Genomic DNA, 17937 nt, shown 5'->3' with positions numbered 1-17937 from the left:
TGTCCTGACTTACAGCGCTTTGCGCTCAAACCTAAACCAAGGAAATTTTTGAAAGCGTTGCGAAGCAACGCTTTCAAAAATTTCCTTATGGTTGGTTTGATCGATAATTGCTGTATGTGGGATGGCTTGCTTGTCTTGTTTAAACGAAAATCATGGTTTTGAAAAATTTCGATCGCTTTTTTAGTCCTCAGCAATGGCAGATTCTTTTAACCACTACTCAGATTGCTCACGACCTGAATATACGCGCTTTTGCCGTGGGAGGAATAGTGCGTGATGCGATCGCCCGCAAGTGCCAAGTAGCGCCATCTTTTCCTAAGGATATTGATTTGGTATTTGATGGGAGTGCCAAGGCTGGAATTACCGTAGCGATCGCCTTACAGGAGGTTTTTCCTGATTCTAAGTTGCAAATTCATGAGAAGTTTCAAACGGCGGAGCTAATCTGGCAAGACTTTACGCTGGATATGGCGACAGCCCGTCGGGAAATATACGCCTATGCAGGGGCAAATCCAGAGGTAAGCGCCACAACGCTGGAGGAAGATTTGTGGCGGCGTGATTTTACGGTTAATGCTTTGGCGTTGGAACTCGATCCGCAGTTAGGGATTAAAGGCGAAGTGATTGATCGCTTCCAAGGTTTATCCGATTTGCTCGATCGGCAAGTCCGTGTCATTCGGGAAGGGAGCTTTGCCGAGGACCCTAGGCGCATATTTCGAGCGGTTCGGTTTGCGATCCGTCTGGGTTTTCAGCTTGAGCAAGCAACCCATGCAGAAATTATGGCGACAACGGCAAGCGGTATCCATGATGCGATCGGTGGTGTGCGATTGCGATCGGAACTGCTTTATACCCTAGCTGAACCCAAAGCTGCACAAATGTTTGCCCTATTGCAACAATTAGGAGCCTTACGCTGCCTCCATCCTGAATTGAAATTGCCCACAGATTTAACTAATTCCTTTAAACATCAGTGGCGGCGATCGCAATATTGGCTGAGACAGATTAGTGATATTGAAACCAAAAACTACGCACCGCTTCAGCTTGGGCTCGAATTATTACTATCCTATTTGCCCCCTACTCTTGCTACGCAACTCGATCTAAATTTAACGCCAGAGCAGAAATCTAGGCAGATCAAGATAGCGGATTTGCTCAATAATTTACCAAATTTAGCTAATGCTGCGCTAAAAAATTCCGAAATAGCGCAAAATCTGCAAAGATTTGATACCCAGTCATTAATATTGGCTGGGGCGAAATGCGATCCTATTTTTCGCCCTATTCTCTGGCGTTACTTAACTCAGTGGCAATTGGTCAAATCTCCCTTAACGGGGGCAGATCTACAACTGCTTGGCTATGCAAAGGGTAAGCGTATAGGAGAAACCTTAAAGCTGTTGCGATCGGCAGCCCTCGATCAGGAAATTCAATCCAAGGAGGAAGCGATCGCCTTTCTCGCTGCGATGGGATAACAAATGGTTAAAATGTAATTATACAAAAGCTTTAAGCGCCAATCAGTACATAAATTTAGGATCAACACATCATGAGAGGCGGTATTCGCGTCGGCAGCATTTCTGGCATTCCCATTTATATTGATTATTCTTGGTTACTCGTCCTCGGCTTTCTTGCCGTTTGGCTGAGTGCTGCCTACACCAAATTATCGCCCTCTTTTTATCTTGGCTATGGTGCGATTACAGCATTTCTTTTCTTCTTGTCGATCGCGTTCAATAAAATTGCCCATGCGGTTACAGCTAAACTGTGCGGTGTAGAAGTCAATGCGGTTAATATTCAGTTTATGGGTGGTTCCAATCCCGTTGAGAAAGAATCTGACAGTCCATTCACCGTATTTAGTATTGCCATTTCGGGACCTTTAGCAAGCCTAATCTTAAGTGCGATCGGCTTCACGGCTGCTTGGATGCTAGCTGGAGATGCGATTTTTACAAGTAATCCTAAAACGATTGAGACCTTGCCTGAGAGTATTGGCGAACTGCGTACCATTTGGACGATGATTACCATCAATATTGCCCGAATCAACCTCATATTTGGAGTGTTTAGCCTTATTCCCGCCCTTCCCTTTGAAGGCGGACATATTCTTAAGGCTGCGGTCTGGAAGCTAACAGGCGATCGCTTTGCAGGCATTCGATGGGCAGCCCGTTCGGGGCAATTCTGTGGCATTATGACGATGATATTGGGGGGCTTAGTAGCCTTGGGCAGTCCTATTGGCGGGCTGTTTTTGATCTTCATCGGCTGGTTTCTATTAGGCAGTGCGGGGGGCTATCTCTACCTTAATAATCTTCAGCAAGCTCTATTGGATATTAATGCTGAAACGGCGATGACCAGAGATTTTCGACTGGTGGATGGAGAAATTTCCCTGCGTGATTTTGCTGATAAATTCTTGTTGATGGAGGAAAAAGACGCAAATCCTATCTACATTGCTTCATCCAATGGACGCGATCGCGGCATTATTTCCGCAGGGGCGATCCGTAATATTGACAGTAGTGAATGGCAAGCGCAAACTTTACAATCTCTTGTCAAGCCCTTAGATGCAATCGATACCGTCGATCTCAAAGCTCCACTCTCTTTGGTAGTGAAACTACTTGAAGAGAAACAATTACGTTATATCATCGTGCGATCGCCCGTCGGATCGGTTGCTGGCGTTATCGATCGCGGTGATATCATTAAGGCTCTAGATAGCAAACTTCTATGGCGAATTCCTTCAGAATATATTAAACAAATTAAATTAGATGGCAAATTCCCGCCTAACTTTCGCCTAGTGGAAATTTGCGAACAGTTAAATAGGAAATAAGCAGAAAAACCAAAGCCAGAGAGCGCAATGCTCTCTGGCTTTGGTTCTAAACAACAGCTACCAGAATTTAACGTCAGTTGGGGTTAAGCTGGCAAATTTTAAAAGCCCAAAGGTAAAAGCCTTGCTTAGCAAGGCTTTTACCTTTGGGCTTTGATAAAGGGTTTGCTAGGCAAACCCTTTATCAAAGCCCGTTTCAAAGTTACTTAGAAACCTAGAGAATCCAGATCGCCAGATAAGTCATCGAGAGTGACAAAGTTCGGATTCGCTTTGGTATCGGAACTATTTAGAGTGATGGTTTCCATATTGCCCAAGACTCGTTCTATCGTAGTTGCGCCCATATCAATATTGGGTATGCGATCGCTTGTCTGCTTTGGTATAGCTGAAGGTTGGGTTTTATGCTGTTCCTCTTCCGCAATAAGCCGTAATAGTTTATCCAAATTTTGCTGTGGAATTCTAGACTTAATGGCTTCAAGACTGACTTCTACATCATCACTGACAGGCTGTTCTATGGGGCGATCGCTTGAAGTGAATTGATCAAACAAATCTTCTTCTAGATCTTCTTCTAAATTTCCTTCTAAATCTTCAGAATTATCCGTATTGTCTGGCTTAGATATTTGTGAATTAATAAATTCAGAATTATTTGATGTACCGCTCTCCATAAAGTCATCAAATAAGGAATCAGCAAAATCCGAACTTTCGGTAATATCATTAATTAGTTTAGGTTCTGGAGAAACTGTGACAGCCTCTTGGAAGTCATCAAATAAAGAATTTGCAGTAATTTCCTCTAAACTAGCTTCTTGGTCTAGATTTATTGGCCGATCGGGTTGGGTTTGAGGGGGGACTTGAGTCTCGATGACTGGTTCGTTAAGTCCATAACTCTCTGGCTCAGGCTTAGTTTCGGATAAATCAAGGGTAATGCCTTGGTGGTGATGGGCGGTACTTTCCCGCTCCTGTGGCGGTTCCGCAGGTTCTAAAAATATTTTGGTAACTAGACGGATTTTGGCTTTTTGCCATTGTTGTCCAGGTTGCAATATTGATAGATTCGCAATCACCTGATCGCCATTTTCATCGGTCTGACTCGATTCGGCGATCGTGTCAAGCAGAATTCGTAAATTAGGATTGGAGGCAATTGCTGCAAATAAAAAACTAGGTTGACTAATTACTTGAATTAGTTCGGTGAGAGTCGTTAGGCATCGGACAGTGCCAATATGCTCGTCAGTAAACCGCACGATAATATCTTGATATTCTTGTAGGTTTTGCTGAATTTGCGATAATTTTTGGATTAAAATCACCCCCTTAGGATTGTTAACCAAGTCTTTACTGCGATCCTGGACTAAATTACTTGCTTGAGTTACTTGAGGCTGAGTTACTTGAGGATTTTGTGTTTGCGGCTCGGGTAATGGTTGCTGTTGATTTTTGCCATCATCAAGATTGATTTCATGTTGCCATGCGAGATAGTGATTGTCCGAGCGATAGGTAAAAATTTTAACACGCTTGATTTGGGTCACCTGTAAAACGCTCATGCCACGATGGATAATTGTCACAACTGCCTTTTGATTTGGTATCTGAGCAGCCTGCAAGGATATTTTTAAACATTCAGCTTCAATTACCGCTTCTGCATGAATGCCTTTTGATGCTAGCGATCTATTGATCAAAGTAGCGATCGCATGGGGATCGCCTTGCTTTGCCAAGTCCATAACGCTTAGTTGTGTCATACCCTATTCCCAATTGGCTAAGAATTTCTCTTGTAAATCTTGTAAATATAGATTAAATGTAGATGCTTCAAATTAGATGTTTCAAAGATGTTTCAAAGATGTTTCAAGACTTCCCACTACTTCACAATTCTCTCATTGAAAACCGCTATATAGCAATCCCAAATGATTTGTGGAAGCGTCACCCGAAGGGGGGCGCTTCCACAAACCCAAAAATCTACAGAGTTGTTGGCGCACTTCGGCAAATTAGTATAGCCATAACATAAACAAAAGAGGGTTGCTGCGCTCTCTGCGGCAACCCTCTTTTGTTTTTGCCCTGATACAGTTGATGGCAGCTATAAATAGGGCTTGCTGAAAAAGTCTACAGAGCGAATTTAAAGGCAATACAGCTTTAAAAATAGTATTTTGTCGCATATTTCCCAAATTTACCCAGCGATTTTCTACGGAAGTGCAAGGGTTTTGAGCCTCTAGGCGCTATAATCTTGCACTTGTTATCGCAAAAAAAGCTTAAAACCCTTATATAGCAAGCTTTTGTGCTTTTTCAGGAAGCCCTAAATACTCGCATATAAAAAAGGGGCGCAAAGCACCCCTTTTTTATATTAATTTTCAAAATGCCTGAGACATAGAGAAATTAGTCTTCGTATAGACGACATTCAGCAGCTTCAGGATTATCATCGCAATATACTTCGAGGGAGTTTTTACTTTTCTCTTGTTTTTGATGAGATGCTTCAGCTTGCAATTCCTCAACGCCATCCCATGCAACGGCACATTCCTTAGAATCTGTACCGCTTGTTTCGCAGATTTGTCTGGCTATTTGTACTTCTTCGAGGATTTTCTCTTTAATATTGCTCATGTATTTTCTTCTACTATCTATGACTTAGATATTAACAGACTGAGGCAAACTAGCCATCATGCATCAGGAGTAGGAATCTAGATGATCGTGGTTTAGCCAAAACCTAGGGTCGATGGGAGCATTCCTGCCAAGATAATAAAGCCGATCCAGACATTTTGACCAAAGGCTTTTTGATATAACTCGCTAGGAATCTCCGCTTGATTCAATCTGTTACATTGCCATATCCATATTACTGCGCTAGTCAAGCAAGCAAAGTAGTGTGTGTAACCAAGTTGGATTTCCAAACCCAGCCAAATCAAGCATCCCAGTGTAATTGCCAAAAAAATAGCGATCGCAAATGTTACATATCTTCCAAAAAATAGGGCACTGGATTTAATGCCAACCCTCAGATCGTCGGAGCGATCGCTCATGGCATAGATCGTGTCAAAGCCCATCGTCCAAGCAATTACCGCTATCCATAGCTCCCAAGCATGGCGATCGAGTCCACCCGTAACGGCGCTCCAAGGAATCAGTACTGTAAATCCCCATGCGATCGATAGTACGAGTTGGGGTACAGCAAAGAAACGCTTGCAAGCAGGATAAATGACAATGATGGGGACAGCGGCAAAGCAAAGCCCAAAACTCAGGGGATTGAGGTAGGTGGATAGCAGGAAGGCACATAGTCCTGAAACTAATAATACGGCGATCCCAACTTGAATGGATAAGGAGCGCTCGGCGAGGGGACGATTTTTGGTGCGATCGACCTTGGGATCGATATCAAGATCCCAGATATCGTTAATCACACAACCTGCGGCACTGGTTGCCAAACTACCGAGAATTACCACGATCAAGAGGTTAAGAGGTGGTAGGTGATGTTGCGATTTGGATGCGGCTACGGTTGCCCACAATGCAGGCAGCATCAAAATGAGCCTTCCAGCAGGTTTATGCCAACGTAAAAGACGAACAATCTTTTGAAATGTTGGCTCATTGTTGCTCAGGCTAGTCGTCATGGTGAATGCTTATCAATTCCTTTGCCGTGAATATCCGTGAATATATTAATTCTATAGTAATGCTTAAGCTAGTTAAACAGCTAGGCACAAATATAAAGCCCAAAACCTATGGCGCACGCAGCGCTTGCGTCATAGGTTTTTCCTAGCTACTTACGTTATACCAAATCACAAAATGGCTACGCCATTTTGTGATTTGAAAACCCTTACTGGTTTTGGTTTTTAATTCACAAAAGTGTTGTCACACTTTCGTGAATTGGTATTAGTTAAGCAGCAAAACCACAAGATGAGTGGCGGCGCGAAGCGCCGCCACTCATCTTGTGGTTTTGTGTTGCTATAGAAGAAAGAATCGGGCGAGTGTTAACTTCCTTGTTTTTAAGCAAAGTAGCTGATTACAAAGCTTTTCAGTATTGTTACGTTATTGGTTAAGTCGCGAGACATATCTGTAATGGCAAGAGTTAATGGCAAAAGTATGAGGTTAAGAGATGCGTTCAATTCAATCTTTTTGTTCAGCTATTTTTAAACAGTCTTTAACATCTGCACTGATAGGTTTGTCTTTGATCCTTGGTTCTGGAATAAGCGGTGGGAATGCTTCATCAGAAAATTTAACGATTGGATCAACGAGTGAGTTGGTCAACGATCAAACCTGTGATGGTACGGGGGGGATTTTGGCTTATGCGGAGACAAAAGATTATGCGCTCTACATCTGTTCCGATCCTAAAGACATTTCCCAACCTCGTTATTATCGTAGCGTGAATAAAAATGGTACTCCTGGAGTCAAACTCAATGCGAGGACTTACAATCCCAATCAAGGTAGCTATTTTGAATTTCGCAACGGCGACTATGTATACCTACTCCAGATTCCTTCTGAAAACATTAAAAATCCCCAACTGGTAGTTGAGTTTCCTGATGGTTCGGGATACGAGCAAAAAATATCGCGGTTTTTAATGAATGGTGAAGCGCGATCGCCTATATCTAATAAATAGAAATAAATAAAAAAGTAAATAAAAAGGCGGTGCAATGCGCCGCCTTTTTTGTTAAATATGCTACTATGTATAGCCTGTCGGGGAATTAGCTCAGTTGGTAGAGTGCTGCGATCGCACCGCAGAGGTCAGGGGTTCGAGCCTCCTATTCTCCATTTTTCTTAATAGCAAGGGCAACTCTATGACTATTAGTCCTATATTTTCGCCAAAAGAAATTGCCCCATTGTTTGCTAGTAATACAGCAATATTGCCAAATATTAGCTGGCAAACCTATGAAGCTTTGCTAACTGACATGGGCGAACATCGTAACGCTCGTTTAGCCTACTATCATGAAGTTTTAGAAATCAGGATGCCATTAGAACTACATGAAGCGATAAATCGCATCTTAGAAAGACTAATTATCACCTTGACCGAGGAGTTAGGGTTAAGCATTAAAAGCTTTGGCTCTACAACGTTTAATCGCAAAGATTTGGCGGTGGGCGTAGAGCCAGACTCTTGTTTTTATATTCAAAATGCTCATCTAGTTCGTAGATTTAAAATTGATATATATAATGATCCTGCACCTGATTTAGTTGTTGAAGTTGATCTTTATAGCTCTAGCGATCGCAGATTTTCTATCTATCAACAGTTAGCAGCAGCTGAAATTTGGAGATACAACAAAACAGGTATAAAAATTTATACTTTGCAAGATGGCGAGTATCTAGAGCAAATAAATAGTGTTACTTTCCCGATTATTTCTAGTAATATTTTAGACGATTTTTTACAACAAACTGAGCTAATTGATGACAATGAATTAATTCGTAATTTCAGAAAATGGGTGCAACAACAAATGCAACAAAGATAGTTTTCGTTAACTTTTTTAATGCTTTTTTATTGCAAATCTAGCTGACCAACAACTTTTATACCTTTTGTGGCTAACTGGCGAAATTGAGGACTATTGGGCAAAATATGAATTCCATTAGAAGCAATCCAATAAAAACTCCTTTTCCCGTTGTCTAATTTAGGAGCATCTTTTACCAAAAAATCTTTTAACCACTGAAGCTTATTTAAGACAGCTTTAACTTCATTTGTCTTCGCACTATGTACTTCAATAAAGTATCTTTGATCTCCATATCCAACCACATAATCCCAGCGGCAAGCATTAGGATAAATTGATTTAACAGCAACATCAATATCGACACTACCTTGACATTTGCTTGTGTCAGTTGGACTAACTTTACTACTATAATTCCCTAACGCTCTTAAGCCACTTTTATAAGCATCTTTTAGCAGAGGAGTAGATTCGACATCGTTTTTAAAACTATTCTTAGATTGCTTTTTCCGACTCATATATCTTGAACTGCCTGAGACACAACTTCAGATGCTCTACTACTAAAACTAGTTAACCCACCCCAATCGGCTGTTGATAAATCTTCATCAAATGGATCTAATGATGAAATATCACGCACCTCAACACCATCTTCTTTTTGATCGAAATAATAGGTGGACAATTTCTTGTTTTTGAGAATATTTTCAAAAAGTTCGGTAATAGGTGGTGATGGTTTTAAATCAAAAAGTTGATAGAGATACTTAACATCAGAATTATTATTTTGTAAGTTACGAATTGCCCAAACTGCTTCTAAAAGAACAGGTGAATGGGTAGAAATGAGTAAACGGTAACCTCTATGTATAAGTTCTAGACACATCAAAATTACCGACAAAATTGCACGAGGATGCAAACCCATCTCTGGTTCTTCAATAACTACAAAATCGATGTCTGGTTTCTTTGAATTATGTGATACAGGCATTAGCCAATAAAGCCCTAACAGCAAAGGCATAAATTCTCTTTGACCAGCCGACCAAGCCATAAATGGCAACAAATTACCATTAACATTGATTTGAATGCGTTTACGCATTTCAACTGTATTTAATTCAACCTTAGCGCCATGAAAAATACTGGCATTAAGAGCATCACTTATTTCTTGTCGGAGTCGTCCTGCTTGAGGAAAAATAGCATTGTCTTTATCTTTATTTATGAAACCTTGTTGCATGAGTAATCGAAGATGTTCACTAAATCTACAAACAACATAGGGATCTCCAATTTCAAAATTGGTGAATGAACGCGGCCATCCATTCTCAAGAGTTAACACACGTTGAGCAGGTATAAAAAACAGGTATTCAGGATCATTCATATATTCATAATCATCTGATATTTCATTTGGTAATAGACCATCTAGATATATCTCTTCGTCTCTCCAAAGTACCTTTGTACTATCACTCCAAAGATTACGCATTCCTTCACCGAAGTAAAGCTCATTGAAATTAGATAAATCTTCTTCCCATTGATATCCATATTTCATGAGAGTTTCTCCAATATTCTCACCATCAAATACCAACTTTATGAGTTGCAATAAAATACTTTTTCCTGTAGCTTGAGATCCCACAAAAAGAGTTAGATCGCCGAAATCTATATTTGCACTCTTAATTTGACCGAGATTTTTAATACTAAGCTCTGTCATAGCAATTAGCTCATAAGTTAATTAGAAAAACTAAAGAACGGATAAAAGATCAATTAGAGCTTGATTTTGTTCATCAGTACCAACGGTAATGCGAAGCTTATCCGCTAGTCCTGCTTGATTGAAATAGCGGACTAAAATGCCTGATTCTTTGAGGTTTAAATAAATCTCTTCAGCATTGCCTTTGGGTGGAGTGGCAAGCACAAAGTTACCGTGAGATTCTAGTACGGTATAGTCAAGATTTTTGAGATCTAAAGTAAGTTTAGTCCGTGAGGTTTTGACTTTTTCGGCATTGGCAATTTTGTAGGATTGATCGCGCATGGCGGCAGTACCCACAGCGATCGCTACGGCATCAATGTTATAGCTGTCTTTAACCTTAAATAGCCCAGTCAAAAGCTGGGGATTCGCAATCCCAAAGCCCAAACGCAAACCTGCTAAGGAGTAACCTTTTGACAAGGTGCGTAGCACGATTACATTGTCAAACTCTCGCACCAAAGGCAAAGCCGAATATTCAGCAAAATCGACATAGGCTTCATCGATCGCTAGAATACCTGAAACCTGCCCTGCTAATTGGCGTAAATCCTCCAAAGGCACGGCATGACCCGAAGGACTATTAGGTGAAGCGATAAAAGTTACCGCTCCATTGGCTGCCACTAATTCAGCGATCGGCAACTGAAAATTTTCACCATAGGGGACTTCAACTATTTCCGCAGGTTGCATCGCCGATAAAGTCCGATATAGCACATAGGTCGGCATCGGATAAACCACCTTGCGATCGCGCCCTTCCGCACAAGCCCTGATCAAAATATTTAAAACATCATCACTACCATTACCCACAATTACCCAATCCGCAGGCACATCCAGAGCCTCGCTAACAGCTTGACAAAACTCATGGGCAAAGGGGTCAGGATAGCGTCGCAAGGCATCGCCATCCATGTTTTGTAAGGCAGCGATCGCCTTTGGCGAAGGTGCATAGGGGTTTTCATTGGTATTCAGTTTAATAACCTTGATACCAGACTTTGGCTGTTCTCCAGGGACATAACCTGTCATGGCATCAATGGCTGGGCGGAAGTAGCTCATGGTTTAGAAAGAAAAAGAAAAATAGGAAAAATTAGGTTTGAACTTTTTATTTTATCGCGATCGCTTTATATGGGTTTAGGACTTTGTTAGCTTTAACCAGATTTCAACTAAGCTTTATCTCGAAATACGGGTAATACTTCATTACAAAAGGCCTCAGTTGCCTTAGATCGATAGCGATTGGGATTGCGAATTTGTAACAACATACGTTTGATGACAACTCCGTCAATTCGCACCTGTTGCAAAGCCCCCATTTGCAACTCCTTTTCGATCGCAGTTACTGATAAAAATGCCGCCCCCAAACCTGCTTGTACAGCATTTTTAATTGCCTCAATTGAATTTAGCTCCATGGCGATCGCTAATTGGCGCGGATCGACTCCACTATCAAGGAGCACGCGATCAATCGCCTTGCGAATAGTTGATTGCGAGTCAAGGGTAATAAACTGCAATTTGTATAGCTCTTCAATCGGCAAGGCTCCAACTTGAGCAAGCTGATGGGAAATTGGTAGAATTAGCGCAAGTTCATCTTCGGCATAGGGTGTAATCTCTAGAGAGTCATGTAAATCGGCAGGAATTTCGCCGCCAATAATTGCCAAGTCTACCTGTCCGTTCGCAACACTCCATGCAGTTCGCCTTGTAGAATGAACGTGGAGTTGTACTGAGACTTCAGGATATTTTTTGCGAAACAAACCAATCATCTGCGGCATTAGATAGGTTCCTGTCGTTTGGCTAGCACCTATAATTAGAGTCCCACCATTAAGGTTTTGCAGATCGTCAATGGCGCGACAGGTCTCTTGGCAAAGGCTTAAAATGCGATCGCCATAGGAAAGTAGCAACTGTCCAGCCTCAGTCAACTGTGCTCTTCTGCCTCCGCGATCGAACAAAGGCACATCTAGCTGTCGCTCTAGGTGTTGGACTTGTAAGCTAACGGCGGGTTGGGACACATATAGGCTATCAGCGGCGCGTTTAAAGCTACCTTCAGCAGCGATCGCCTTAAGAATACGTAATTGGTCTAGGGTGAACGGTATATCGATCATAGAAGCAGCGTGAGAAAAGATGAGTCGGGAGGTTATTCAAGATTTTTTGAATTTAGCAGGCATTGTGGGGATTGCTCTCACAAACCGCCGTATGCGACCCTACTTCTACGGCTTAGATACCGTATTAGAAAGGACAAAGCAAGCATTAGGTCAAGGAGTACTGCAAGTTGTTGAGAACGTACCCGAAGGATTTGAGTCCTTTGAATTTCACTTTGCTAGTCATGTTGTTTTTATTTACAAGCTGACGCATGGGCTAGTCCTACTAGTACTGACAGATAGTGACCTAAAAAATACTGACTATAGACGGGGCATTACCAAAATCAAATATTTAATCGAAACAGATACATACAACACAGTCGCATACTTTAAGCTCCTATTAGGCACAGTAACTCAGCATTCTTTACCAAATGCGAGCCGAGATGCTAACTCACCGAGTACAACTGCCGAGCAGGATGTGAAGAGTTCACTAACGGCAGATAGCAATGCTAAGCCTCTTACCAACCCATATGCATCAGCTAGCTCTGTTGATAGGATTCCTCAAATTGAGAAACAAGCAGGTACGGACTCAAGGGCAAAAGCGAGCAGTCCCAGCAGTAATACATCAAGTAACACCAATACAAGGGCACAGACCAGTAACATAAATTTACAAGCTCAGCCCAACAAGCCGCAAACACCTCCTGTATCTCCTACTAACTTTTCTGCCCCTACAGCGCCTAGGGCTACAGCTACCGATAACCCTATACAAATTACCAATAGTCCTAATAAGCTAGTATCAGCGAAAACTGCACCGCAAGAGTATAAGTTAGATGAACTTTTAGTCGCCCTAAATAAATTAAGTCACTTTACAACCCAATACTTAGGTAAAGTTGTTGTCAAAAATTATTGGAAATCTAGTCTTCCTATTTCTGCTTGGTTAGATGAGTTTCAAGTAGATCGTGATGGCAAGATCGTCCATCCCAAGCAATCAGAAATAATTTGCAGCTTAGACCAAATTCAGGAAATTCGGTTATGGGTCTCTGCCTATATAAAACGTTGTAAGCAGGTAATTCGTAATTTCGATCAAATGCTAGAACAAGACTGCCTCGATAGTCATCAGAGACAAATGCTACTAAGTAGTTAGATGCAATTAAATATTAACCCGAAGAATTGCGACGCAGACTGCGCCGCAATTCTTCGGGTTGATATTATGACTGGTTACTTATACCAATTCACCGAAATGAGCCCATTTAGCGTAGGACATAAACACCAAAAGATGAATGGTGTTTATGTCCTACGCTAAACTTATATCGCTACTCCCTTCCCGCTATAAAATTAGACATTAAAAACCAAGAATTAGCGTTGCGGCGCTTCGCGCCGCAACGTCTAATTTTTTACTGGGAAGGGAGTATGACTATTGTTTTTAACAAAAATGCTGACTAAAAATGTTGATTATGGTTTCAGAGCAAAATGCTGGGAACCTAACTTCAAAATGAGAAAAAATGAGAATTTCTATTTTTTTTAGTAGGCAATTTGGCGGGATGTCCCCCATTTGTATACTGTAAATGAGCTAAAATAATCTTTAATATTAAGGGGAACAATTGTAGAGGCAAGCTAATAATGGCTAAGCGCGTAAGGATTGAGCCGATTGCCCAAATAGCGGATATTGCAACTAATGGTGCATTACTATCTGGCTTAATGGGAGAAGAGCTAAGTATTTTAAAAGAATGTGGCGGTCGTGGTATGTGCGCGACCTGTCACGTTTACATCCAAGACGGAATGTCTTCGCTTAGCCCCATGGGTAAACGAGAGCAGCGCACTTTAGAAGTCATTACCACTTGTAAACCAAACTCTAGGCTGGCTTGCCAAGCCAAGGTTATGGGCGAGGGTATTGTGGTTGAACTGCCTGTCGGTATGTATGTTCAATCAATTCAAGATATCGAAGCTTTAATTGGACGACGGTGTGAAAAGCCGCTGCTGAGTCCGATCACAGGGCAGACGCTAGTAGAGGTAGGTCAGTTAATTACTAGATCGGTTGTTCGTCAACTAGAAAACACTAATTTCAGTGTTGGAGAACAATTAGCAAATACGAAGAAAGCTGATGTTTTTGAATAAAAATAAGATGATTAATAAATATAATTAATGCGATCGCAACTGGATTTTAATTCAGTTAACGATCTGGCGATCTAGGCGATCTATTGGTTATTATTAATTATTTTTATTATTCAGTTGTTTGTGCTCAGGATTAACTTTGTATTTAATCTTTTTATTTAATCTTTGTATTTAATCTGTGCATTTAGCCATCTTTTGGATAGGAGTATTTACTTATGACTGTTGCCGTCGAGCGCCCAAATAGCGCAACTAGAGCGAAAAGAAAAAATAATCACTATAGTCTGCAAGATTTTTTTCTACCCGATTTGGAAAGGGGAATCATCGAAGATTGGAATGGTTCGAGAAATATCCTTACCAGTGAAGACTTTATTATTGGATTGCAGGAAGGCTTAGAAGATGAAGTTGGTGAAGCTTCGGCAGCTGTCATGTATTCCATCGGCTGTGAATGGGGACAGCAAGATGCATTGTTCTTTACCAAATGGTTTGAGCGGGATTTTGGGCGCAGTATTCGTCAAACAAATTTACCGTTTTTGCTAGAAACTTGGTGGTGGCCATTTACCTCGCAAGGCTGGGGACGCTGGCAGGTAGATATGAGCGATCGCAAGCAGGGATTCATGTTTATTAGCGTGTTTGATTCTGCGGTTGCGCGTAGCCTTGGTGATGTGGGCAAGCCTGTTTGTCATTTATATGCAGGTTTGTTCTCGGGGTTCTTTACCCATTTAGTCAATAAAGAGCTGGAATGTATTGAGATTCAATGCTATTCGATGGGAGAAAACTACTGTAAATTCCTCCTCGGGGGCAAAAATCGGATTGATGCAGCTTCGTTTTGGCTAAATGAAGGGGCGACAACTCGAGACATTGAGGGTCGTTTGCGCAATGGAGAATTTCTAAAATGAGTAGTTCGGATTGGCAGCTACAGCCATTACGCAGCTTTTGGCAGGGCGTAAATTGGGAAAATCGGACGATCGCACCTGTAAGCAATAATGGGCAAGCGAGTCAGTCATTGAGCCTTTTGATGTCCGTAAGAGAATATTTCCGATCCATCTCTTGGACTGGTATTCCTGCAATTGCCGTCACATCTAGTGATACTAAGCTTAGTAACTCTTCGGTCGATGAAAGCAATGAAACCCTTGAAGATTTCCTCGACGATATTTCTAAATTCTTCTAAAAATTATTCTCGGCAGAGGATCTTCTCAGCAGAGTAATAGTGCGCAATCTCGATTTGCAAAAATTTAACTCTCGTAATATTAGAACTATGATTCCTAAGATTCAAGACTTAATAAACCAAGCGCAAGACCGTTACCTTGCCTCGGATGAGCTAGGACTGATGGAAAGTTATATTAACTCACTGCCCGAACGCTTAAAACTGTATAAATTAATTCGCGATCGCGAAATCGATATCTTGCAAGCCGTAGCCGATCAAGTGCCTAGTGAGTTACCCAATGTAACCGAAGCAGATCTGGAGACTGGGATTAAAAATTTAATCCTTGTTCTCCGCTATAGCTCGATGGCAATGCTTTTAAACGACGAGAATTTTTTAAAGCAAAGATTGCTAAATTGGCTAGAAGGGATTATGTCTATGCGAGATATGCGCCGCCTCAATGAAACCCTCTACAAGTTACTCAATCAAGGATTGCGTCAACAGGTTAGTCCCGTGCAACTGGCTTTGATCCAGCCTTTGATTACCGCCGCCCAAGTCACGCTAATCTACTAGAGACAAACATTATGATTTCTGTTGCCGATCTCATTAAAGAAAATCGCATTCCTGCTAACTTTTTTGACTATAACTCCTATGTCAAAGGCGATCTGGAAATTGGGTTGCTCGAAAATCGTCGCGGCGATCGCCTAATAGCTGTTCCTGACACATTAATTTCTTCCCTTTACGCAGGCTTAGCCAAGGAAACAGGACAAGCATCGAGGCTAGTCCTGTTTAACTGTGGCAAGTGGTGGGGCAAAAACTTTTATACCCGCTTTACCGAATCCTTGGAAGAATATTACGCCCAGTCTCTAGCTGAGATGGATATGATCACATTCATTCAGAGCCTGCGGGAATGTTGGCAAACCCATGGCTGGGGAAAGTTCGAGTTTATCCCCGAATATCAAGCTCAAGGACTCATTCTCATTAATACCTATAACTCTCCCTATGTAAGGGCAGTTAATGGCAATACGATGCCAACTGGATATCTAGAATCAGGAATTTTTACGTCGTTCTTTACCCGTTTGACGGGACGTGAGTTATTGGCAGTTCAGACAACTTGCGAATCCTTAGGAGCTAGTTGTAATACCTACATCATCGGATTGCCCGAAAGACTGCAAGTGGTGGATTCTCTTTTGGCTGAAGGTCTAACCCATGAAGCAATTCTACAGCGACTTCTAAAGTAGCTAAGAAAAAAAAAGGTGGCACATCGTGCCGCCTTTTTTATTTATTTTTTGATTGTTGAGATGCTTTGACTAATTGTTGCTGGGACTTCCAAGCCTCAGTTAGATGACCAAAGTTTTTCTTAAACTCTTTGCCACCCCACCAACTACCGATCCGTCCTTCATCCCAAGATGCAGAAATCGCCCCGTAGCTGAGTCCGAGAACTCCTATTCCCAAAAACAACATACTCAACAAAACCACCGCCGAAGTTGGTAAGTCAACGATATGTTTGCTAACCAAAAAATAGCTAACGATAAATGTTGTCAGCCCCATACCCGTAGGTATACCGCAAAAAAGAGCAGCCCGCCGAACGATCCGACGGTTTACTTCGTCAGGAATTCCCAAAGAATTACTACTCTTGATCTTTGAGGTATTAGGAATTGCTGGCTTGACAGTTGCCTTAGTAGCGGGAGCCACAGGTGCTTTTTTCGGCTCCTTAGCTTTTTTATTACGATTATTTGGCTCGAAAGGAATCCTTTCTGTGGTTGGTTTACTCACTTTTGCCCCTTACTTTAGCTTCTTGTTTTTATACCAAAGCTCAAAATGGCGTAGCCATTTTGAGCTTTGAAAACCCTTACTGGGTTTGATTTCCAATTCACGAAAGTGTGACAACACTTTCGTGAATTGGTATTACATCTTTGATGGGGTGAAGTATTATGCGAAGCGATCGCCATTCCTAGATCTCCAGATATAATTTCCAGAGATAATTTCCAGATATATAAGGCATCTAGAATTTTGGATCTAGCCTCTTACACCAAGGCTTTGAATGAGTTGCTTGTAGTGGGCGCGATCTTGGTTACGTACATAAGCCAGTAAACGCTTACGTTGACCGATGATTTTGAGCAAACTACGGCGAGAAGAGAAATCTTTAGGATGTAGCTTGAGGTGAGTGGTTAGTTGGTTAACCCGCTCGGTGAGCAATGCCACCTGAACATCAGAGGAGCCTGTGTCAGTAGGGTGTTTTTGATATTCGGAGAATATTTCGAGCTTGCGTTCTTGCAAAAGTGCCATGATAAAAACTTGAACGTGTTTTGAAGTGTACGTGATCTAAACTCGACAGTAAACGCACTTAGGAGTTTAAAGCGAGGTTCCTAACCTCACGGTTGGGAATTCCTAGTTATTTCCATCTCTGGAATTTCGCCACTTATCGCGAGGTAGCCGATTTACTCCCTCAACGACAGATCGACTGCCTAGGCAGTTTCCATTCCTCAGTAGTCTCTGAGTATTTATGGGGAAATTATGGCGATCGCCATAATTTCTAAAACTGCGATCTTTTAGACAGACTAGCTTAACATGTTGGATGCCGATCTTTCCATCAAAAATTTCCCGCAATTGCGGTAGCTCTAAAAGGATGAGTGGCGGCGCTTCGCGCCGCCACTCATCCTTTTAGAGCTACCGCCAGTCTTGTTAAGACAAAATTAAAACCCAAGATCGTGTTGCCACGTGGAGCGCGGCAACACGATCTTGGGTTTTATGTCCTGATACAGTTGGCGGTAGCTATA

At 41.8% G+C, this 17937-nt stretch carries 19 protein-coding genes and 1 tRNA gene; 11 read left to right on the top strand and 9 right to left on the bottom strand.

The annotated features are described in order from the left end of the window. Positions 1 to 152 precede the first annotated feature (152 nt). Both AC805_RS08640 and AC805_RS08635 read left to right on the top strand, forming a co-directional pair. Positions 153 to 1451, top strand: coding sequence for a CCA tRNA nucleotidyltransferase (locus AC805_RS08640; protein ID WP_055075050.1), 1299 nt, complete (start codon positions 153 to 155; stop codon positions 1449 to 1451). Positions 1452 to 1522: 71 nt separating this feature from the next. Further along, positions 1523 to 2785: a site-2 protease family protein gene (locus tag AC805_RS08635; RefSeq protein WP_055075049.1), complete on the top strand. Its 1263-nt coding sequence runs from the start codon at positions 1523 to 1525 to the stop codon at positions 2783 to 2785. Positions 2786 to 2988: 203 nt separating this feature from the next. Here the strand turns inward: AC805_RS08635 and AC805_RS08630 are convergent, their stop codons facing one another. From AC805_RS08630 to AC805_RS08620, 3 genes are all read right to left on the bottom strand, one after another. Next, positions 2989 to 4500: a hypothetical protein gene (locus tag AC805_RS08630; RefSeq protein ID WP_156341357.1), complete on the bottom strand. Its 1512-nt coding sequence runs from the start codon at positions 4498 to 4500 to the stop codon at positions 2989 to 2991. Positions 4501 to 5128: 628 nt separating this feature from the next. Further along, positions 5129 to 5350: a Calvin cycle protein CP12 gene (locus tag AC805_RS08625; protein ID WP_009629451.1), complete on the bottom strand. Its 222-nt coding sequence runs from the start codon at positions 5348 to 5350 to the stop codon at positions 5129 to 5131. A 92-nt stretch (positions 5351 to 5442) separates the two neighbouring features. Beyond that, on the bottom strand, positions 5443 to 6339 hold the full coding sequence (locus AC805_RS08620; RefSeq protein WP_055075047.1) for a 4-hydroxybenzoate solanesyltransferase: 897 nt from the start codon (positions 6337 to 6339) through the stop codon (positions 5443 to 5445). A gap of 482 nt (positions 6340 to 6821) precedes the next feature. Between AC805_RS08620 and AC805_RS08615 the strand changes: the two genes are divergently transcribed. The 3 genes from AC805_RS08615 (at position 6822) to AC805_RS08605 (ending at position 8163) form a co-directional block, all read left to right on the top strand. Continuing rightward, positions 6822 to 7322: a hypothetical protein gene (locus AC805_RS08615; protein ID WP_055075046.1), complete on the top strand. Its 501-nt coding sequence runs from the start codon at positions 6822 to 6824 to the stop codon at positions 7320 to 7322. A 79-nt stretch (positions 7323 to 7401) separates the two neighbouring features. Continuing rightward, positions 7402 to 7474: transfer RNA gene (locus AC805_RS08610), tRNA-Ala, on the top strand. Positions 7475 to 7500: 26 nt separating this feature from the next. Further along, a complete protein-coding gene (locus tag AC805_RS08605; RefSeq protein ID WP_055075045.1) occupies positions 7501 to 8163 on the top strand; it encodes a Uma2 family endonuclease in 663 nt (220 codons plus the stop codon). Positions 8164 to 8189: 26 nt separating this feature from the next. Here the strand turns inward: AC805_RS08605 and AC805_RS08600 are convergent, their stop codons facing one another. The 4 genes from AC805_RS08600 to AC805_RS08585 all read right to left on the bottom strand — a co-directional run bounded on the left by AC805_RS08600 (position 8190) and on the right by AC805_RS08585 (position 11928). After that, positions 8190 to 8648, bottom strand: coding sequence for a hypothetical protein (locus AC805_RS08600; RefSeq protein WP_055075044.1), 459 nt, complete (start codon positions 8646 to 8648; stop codon positions 8190 to 8192). Next, entirely contained in the window at positions 8645 to 9817 is a 1173-nt protein-coding gene (locus AC805_RS08595) for an AAA family ATPase (protein WP_055075043.1), read from the bottom strand. Before AC805_RS08595 ends, AC805_RS08600 begins: the two co-directional genes overlap by 4 nt. A gap of 30 nt (positions 9818 to 9847) precedes the next feature. Continuing rightward, positions 9848 to 10894 (bottom strand): histidinol-phosphate transaminase, encoded by a 1047-nt coding sequence (gene hisC, locus AC805_RS08590; RefSeq protein WP_055075042.1) that lies wholly within the window; start codon positions 10892 to 10894, stop codon positions 9848 to 9850. Positions 10895 to 11001: 107 nt separating this feature from the next. Continuing rightward, entirely contained in the window at positions 11002 to 11928 is a 927-nt protein-coding gene (locus AC805_RS08585) for a LysR family transcriptional regulator (RefSeq protein ID WP_055075041.1), read from the bottom strand. Between the two features lie 19 nt (positions 11929 to 11947). Here AC805_RS08585 and AC805_RS08580 point away from each other — a divergent pair, with 19 nt between their 5' ends. The 6 genes from AC805_RS08580 (at position 11948) to AC805_RS08555 (ending at position 16398) form a co-directional block, all read left to right on the top strand. Beyond that, on the top strand, positions 11948 to 13048 hold the full coding sequence (locus tag AC805_RS08580; protein ID WP_055075040.1) for a hypothetical protein: 1101 nt from the start codon (positions 11948 to 11950) through the stop codon (positions 13046 to 13048). A gap of 476 nt (positions 13049 to 13524) precedes the next feature. After that, complete coding sequence (locus tag AC805_RS08575) at positions 13525 to 14019, top strand: 2Fe-2S iron-sulfur cluster-binding protein (protein WP_055075039.1); 495 nt, start codon at positions 13525 to 13527, stop codon at positions 14017 to 14019. A gap of 212 nt (positions 14020 to 14231) precedes the next feature. Then, complete coding sequence (locus AC805_RS08570) at positions 14232 to 14912, top strand: V4R domain-containing protein (protein WP_055075038.1); 681 nt, start codon at positions 14232 to 14234, stop codon at positions 14910 to 14912. After that, the gene (locus AC805_RS08565; protein ID WP_055075037.1) at positions 14909 to 15184 is read left to right on the top strand and encodes a hypothetical protein; all 276 of its coding nucleotides are present in this window, start codon (positions 14909 to 14911) and stop codon (positions 15182 to 15184) included. The genes AC805_RS08570 and AC805_RS08565 overlap by 4 nt, the downstream gene beginning before the upstream one ends. 87 nt (positions 15185 to 15271) lie before the next feature. After that, positions 15272 to 15730, top strand: a complete 459-nt coding sequence (locus tag AC805_RS08560; RefSeq protein ID WP_055075051.1) for a hypothetical protein — start codon at positions 15272 to 15274, stop codon at positions 15728 to 15730. Between the two features lie 11 nt (positions 15731 to 15741). Beyond that, positions 15742 to 16398 (top strand): hypothetical protein, encoded by a 657-nt coding sequence (locus AC805_RS08555; RefSeq protein ID WP_055075036.1) that lies wholly within the window; start codon positions 15742 to 15744, stop codon positions 16396 to 16398. 37 nt (positions 16399 to 16435) lie between these two features. On the opposite strand, the gene AC805_RS08550 is transcribed toward AC805_RS08555, so the two are convergent. Next, complete coding sequence (locus AC805_RS08550; RefSeq protein ID WP_055075035.1) at positions 16436 to 16933, bottom strand: PAM68 family protein; 498 nt, start codon at positions 16931 to 16933, stop codon at positions 16436 to 16438. A gap of 243 nt (positions 16934 to 17176) precedes the next feature. Further along, entirely contained in the window at positions 17177 to 17446 is a 270-nt protein-coding gene (gene rpsO / locus AC805_RS08545; RefSeq protein WP_009628343.1) for a 30S ribosomal protein S15, read from the bottom strand. Between the last annotated feature and the right edge of the window lie 491 nt (positions 17447 to 17937).

The sequence above is a fragment of the Pseudanabaena sp. 'Roaring Creek' genome (assembly GCF_001402795.1).
Lineage (GTDB): Bacteria > Cyanobacteriota > Cyanobacteriia > Pseudanabaenales > Pseudanabaenaceae > Pseudanabaena.
Note: the sequence above shows the minus strand (reverse complement) of the source record. Positions and strands in the feature narration are given on the sequence as shown.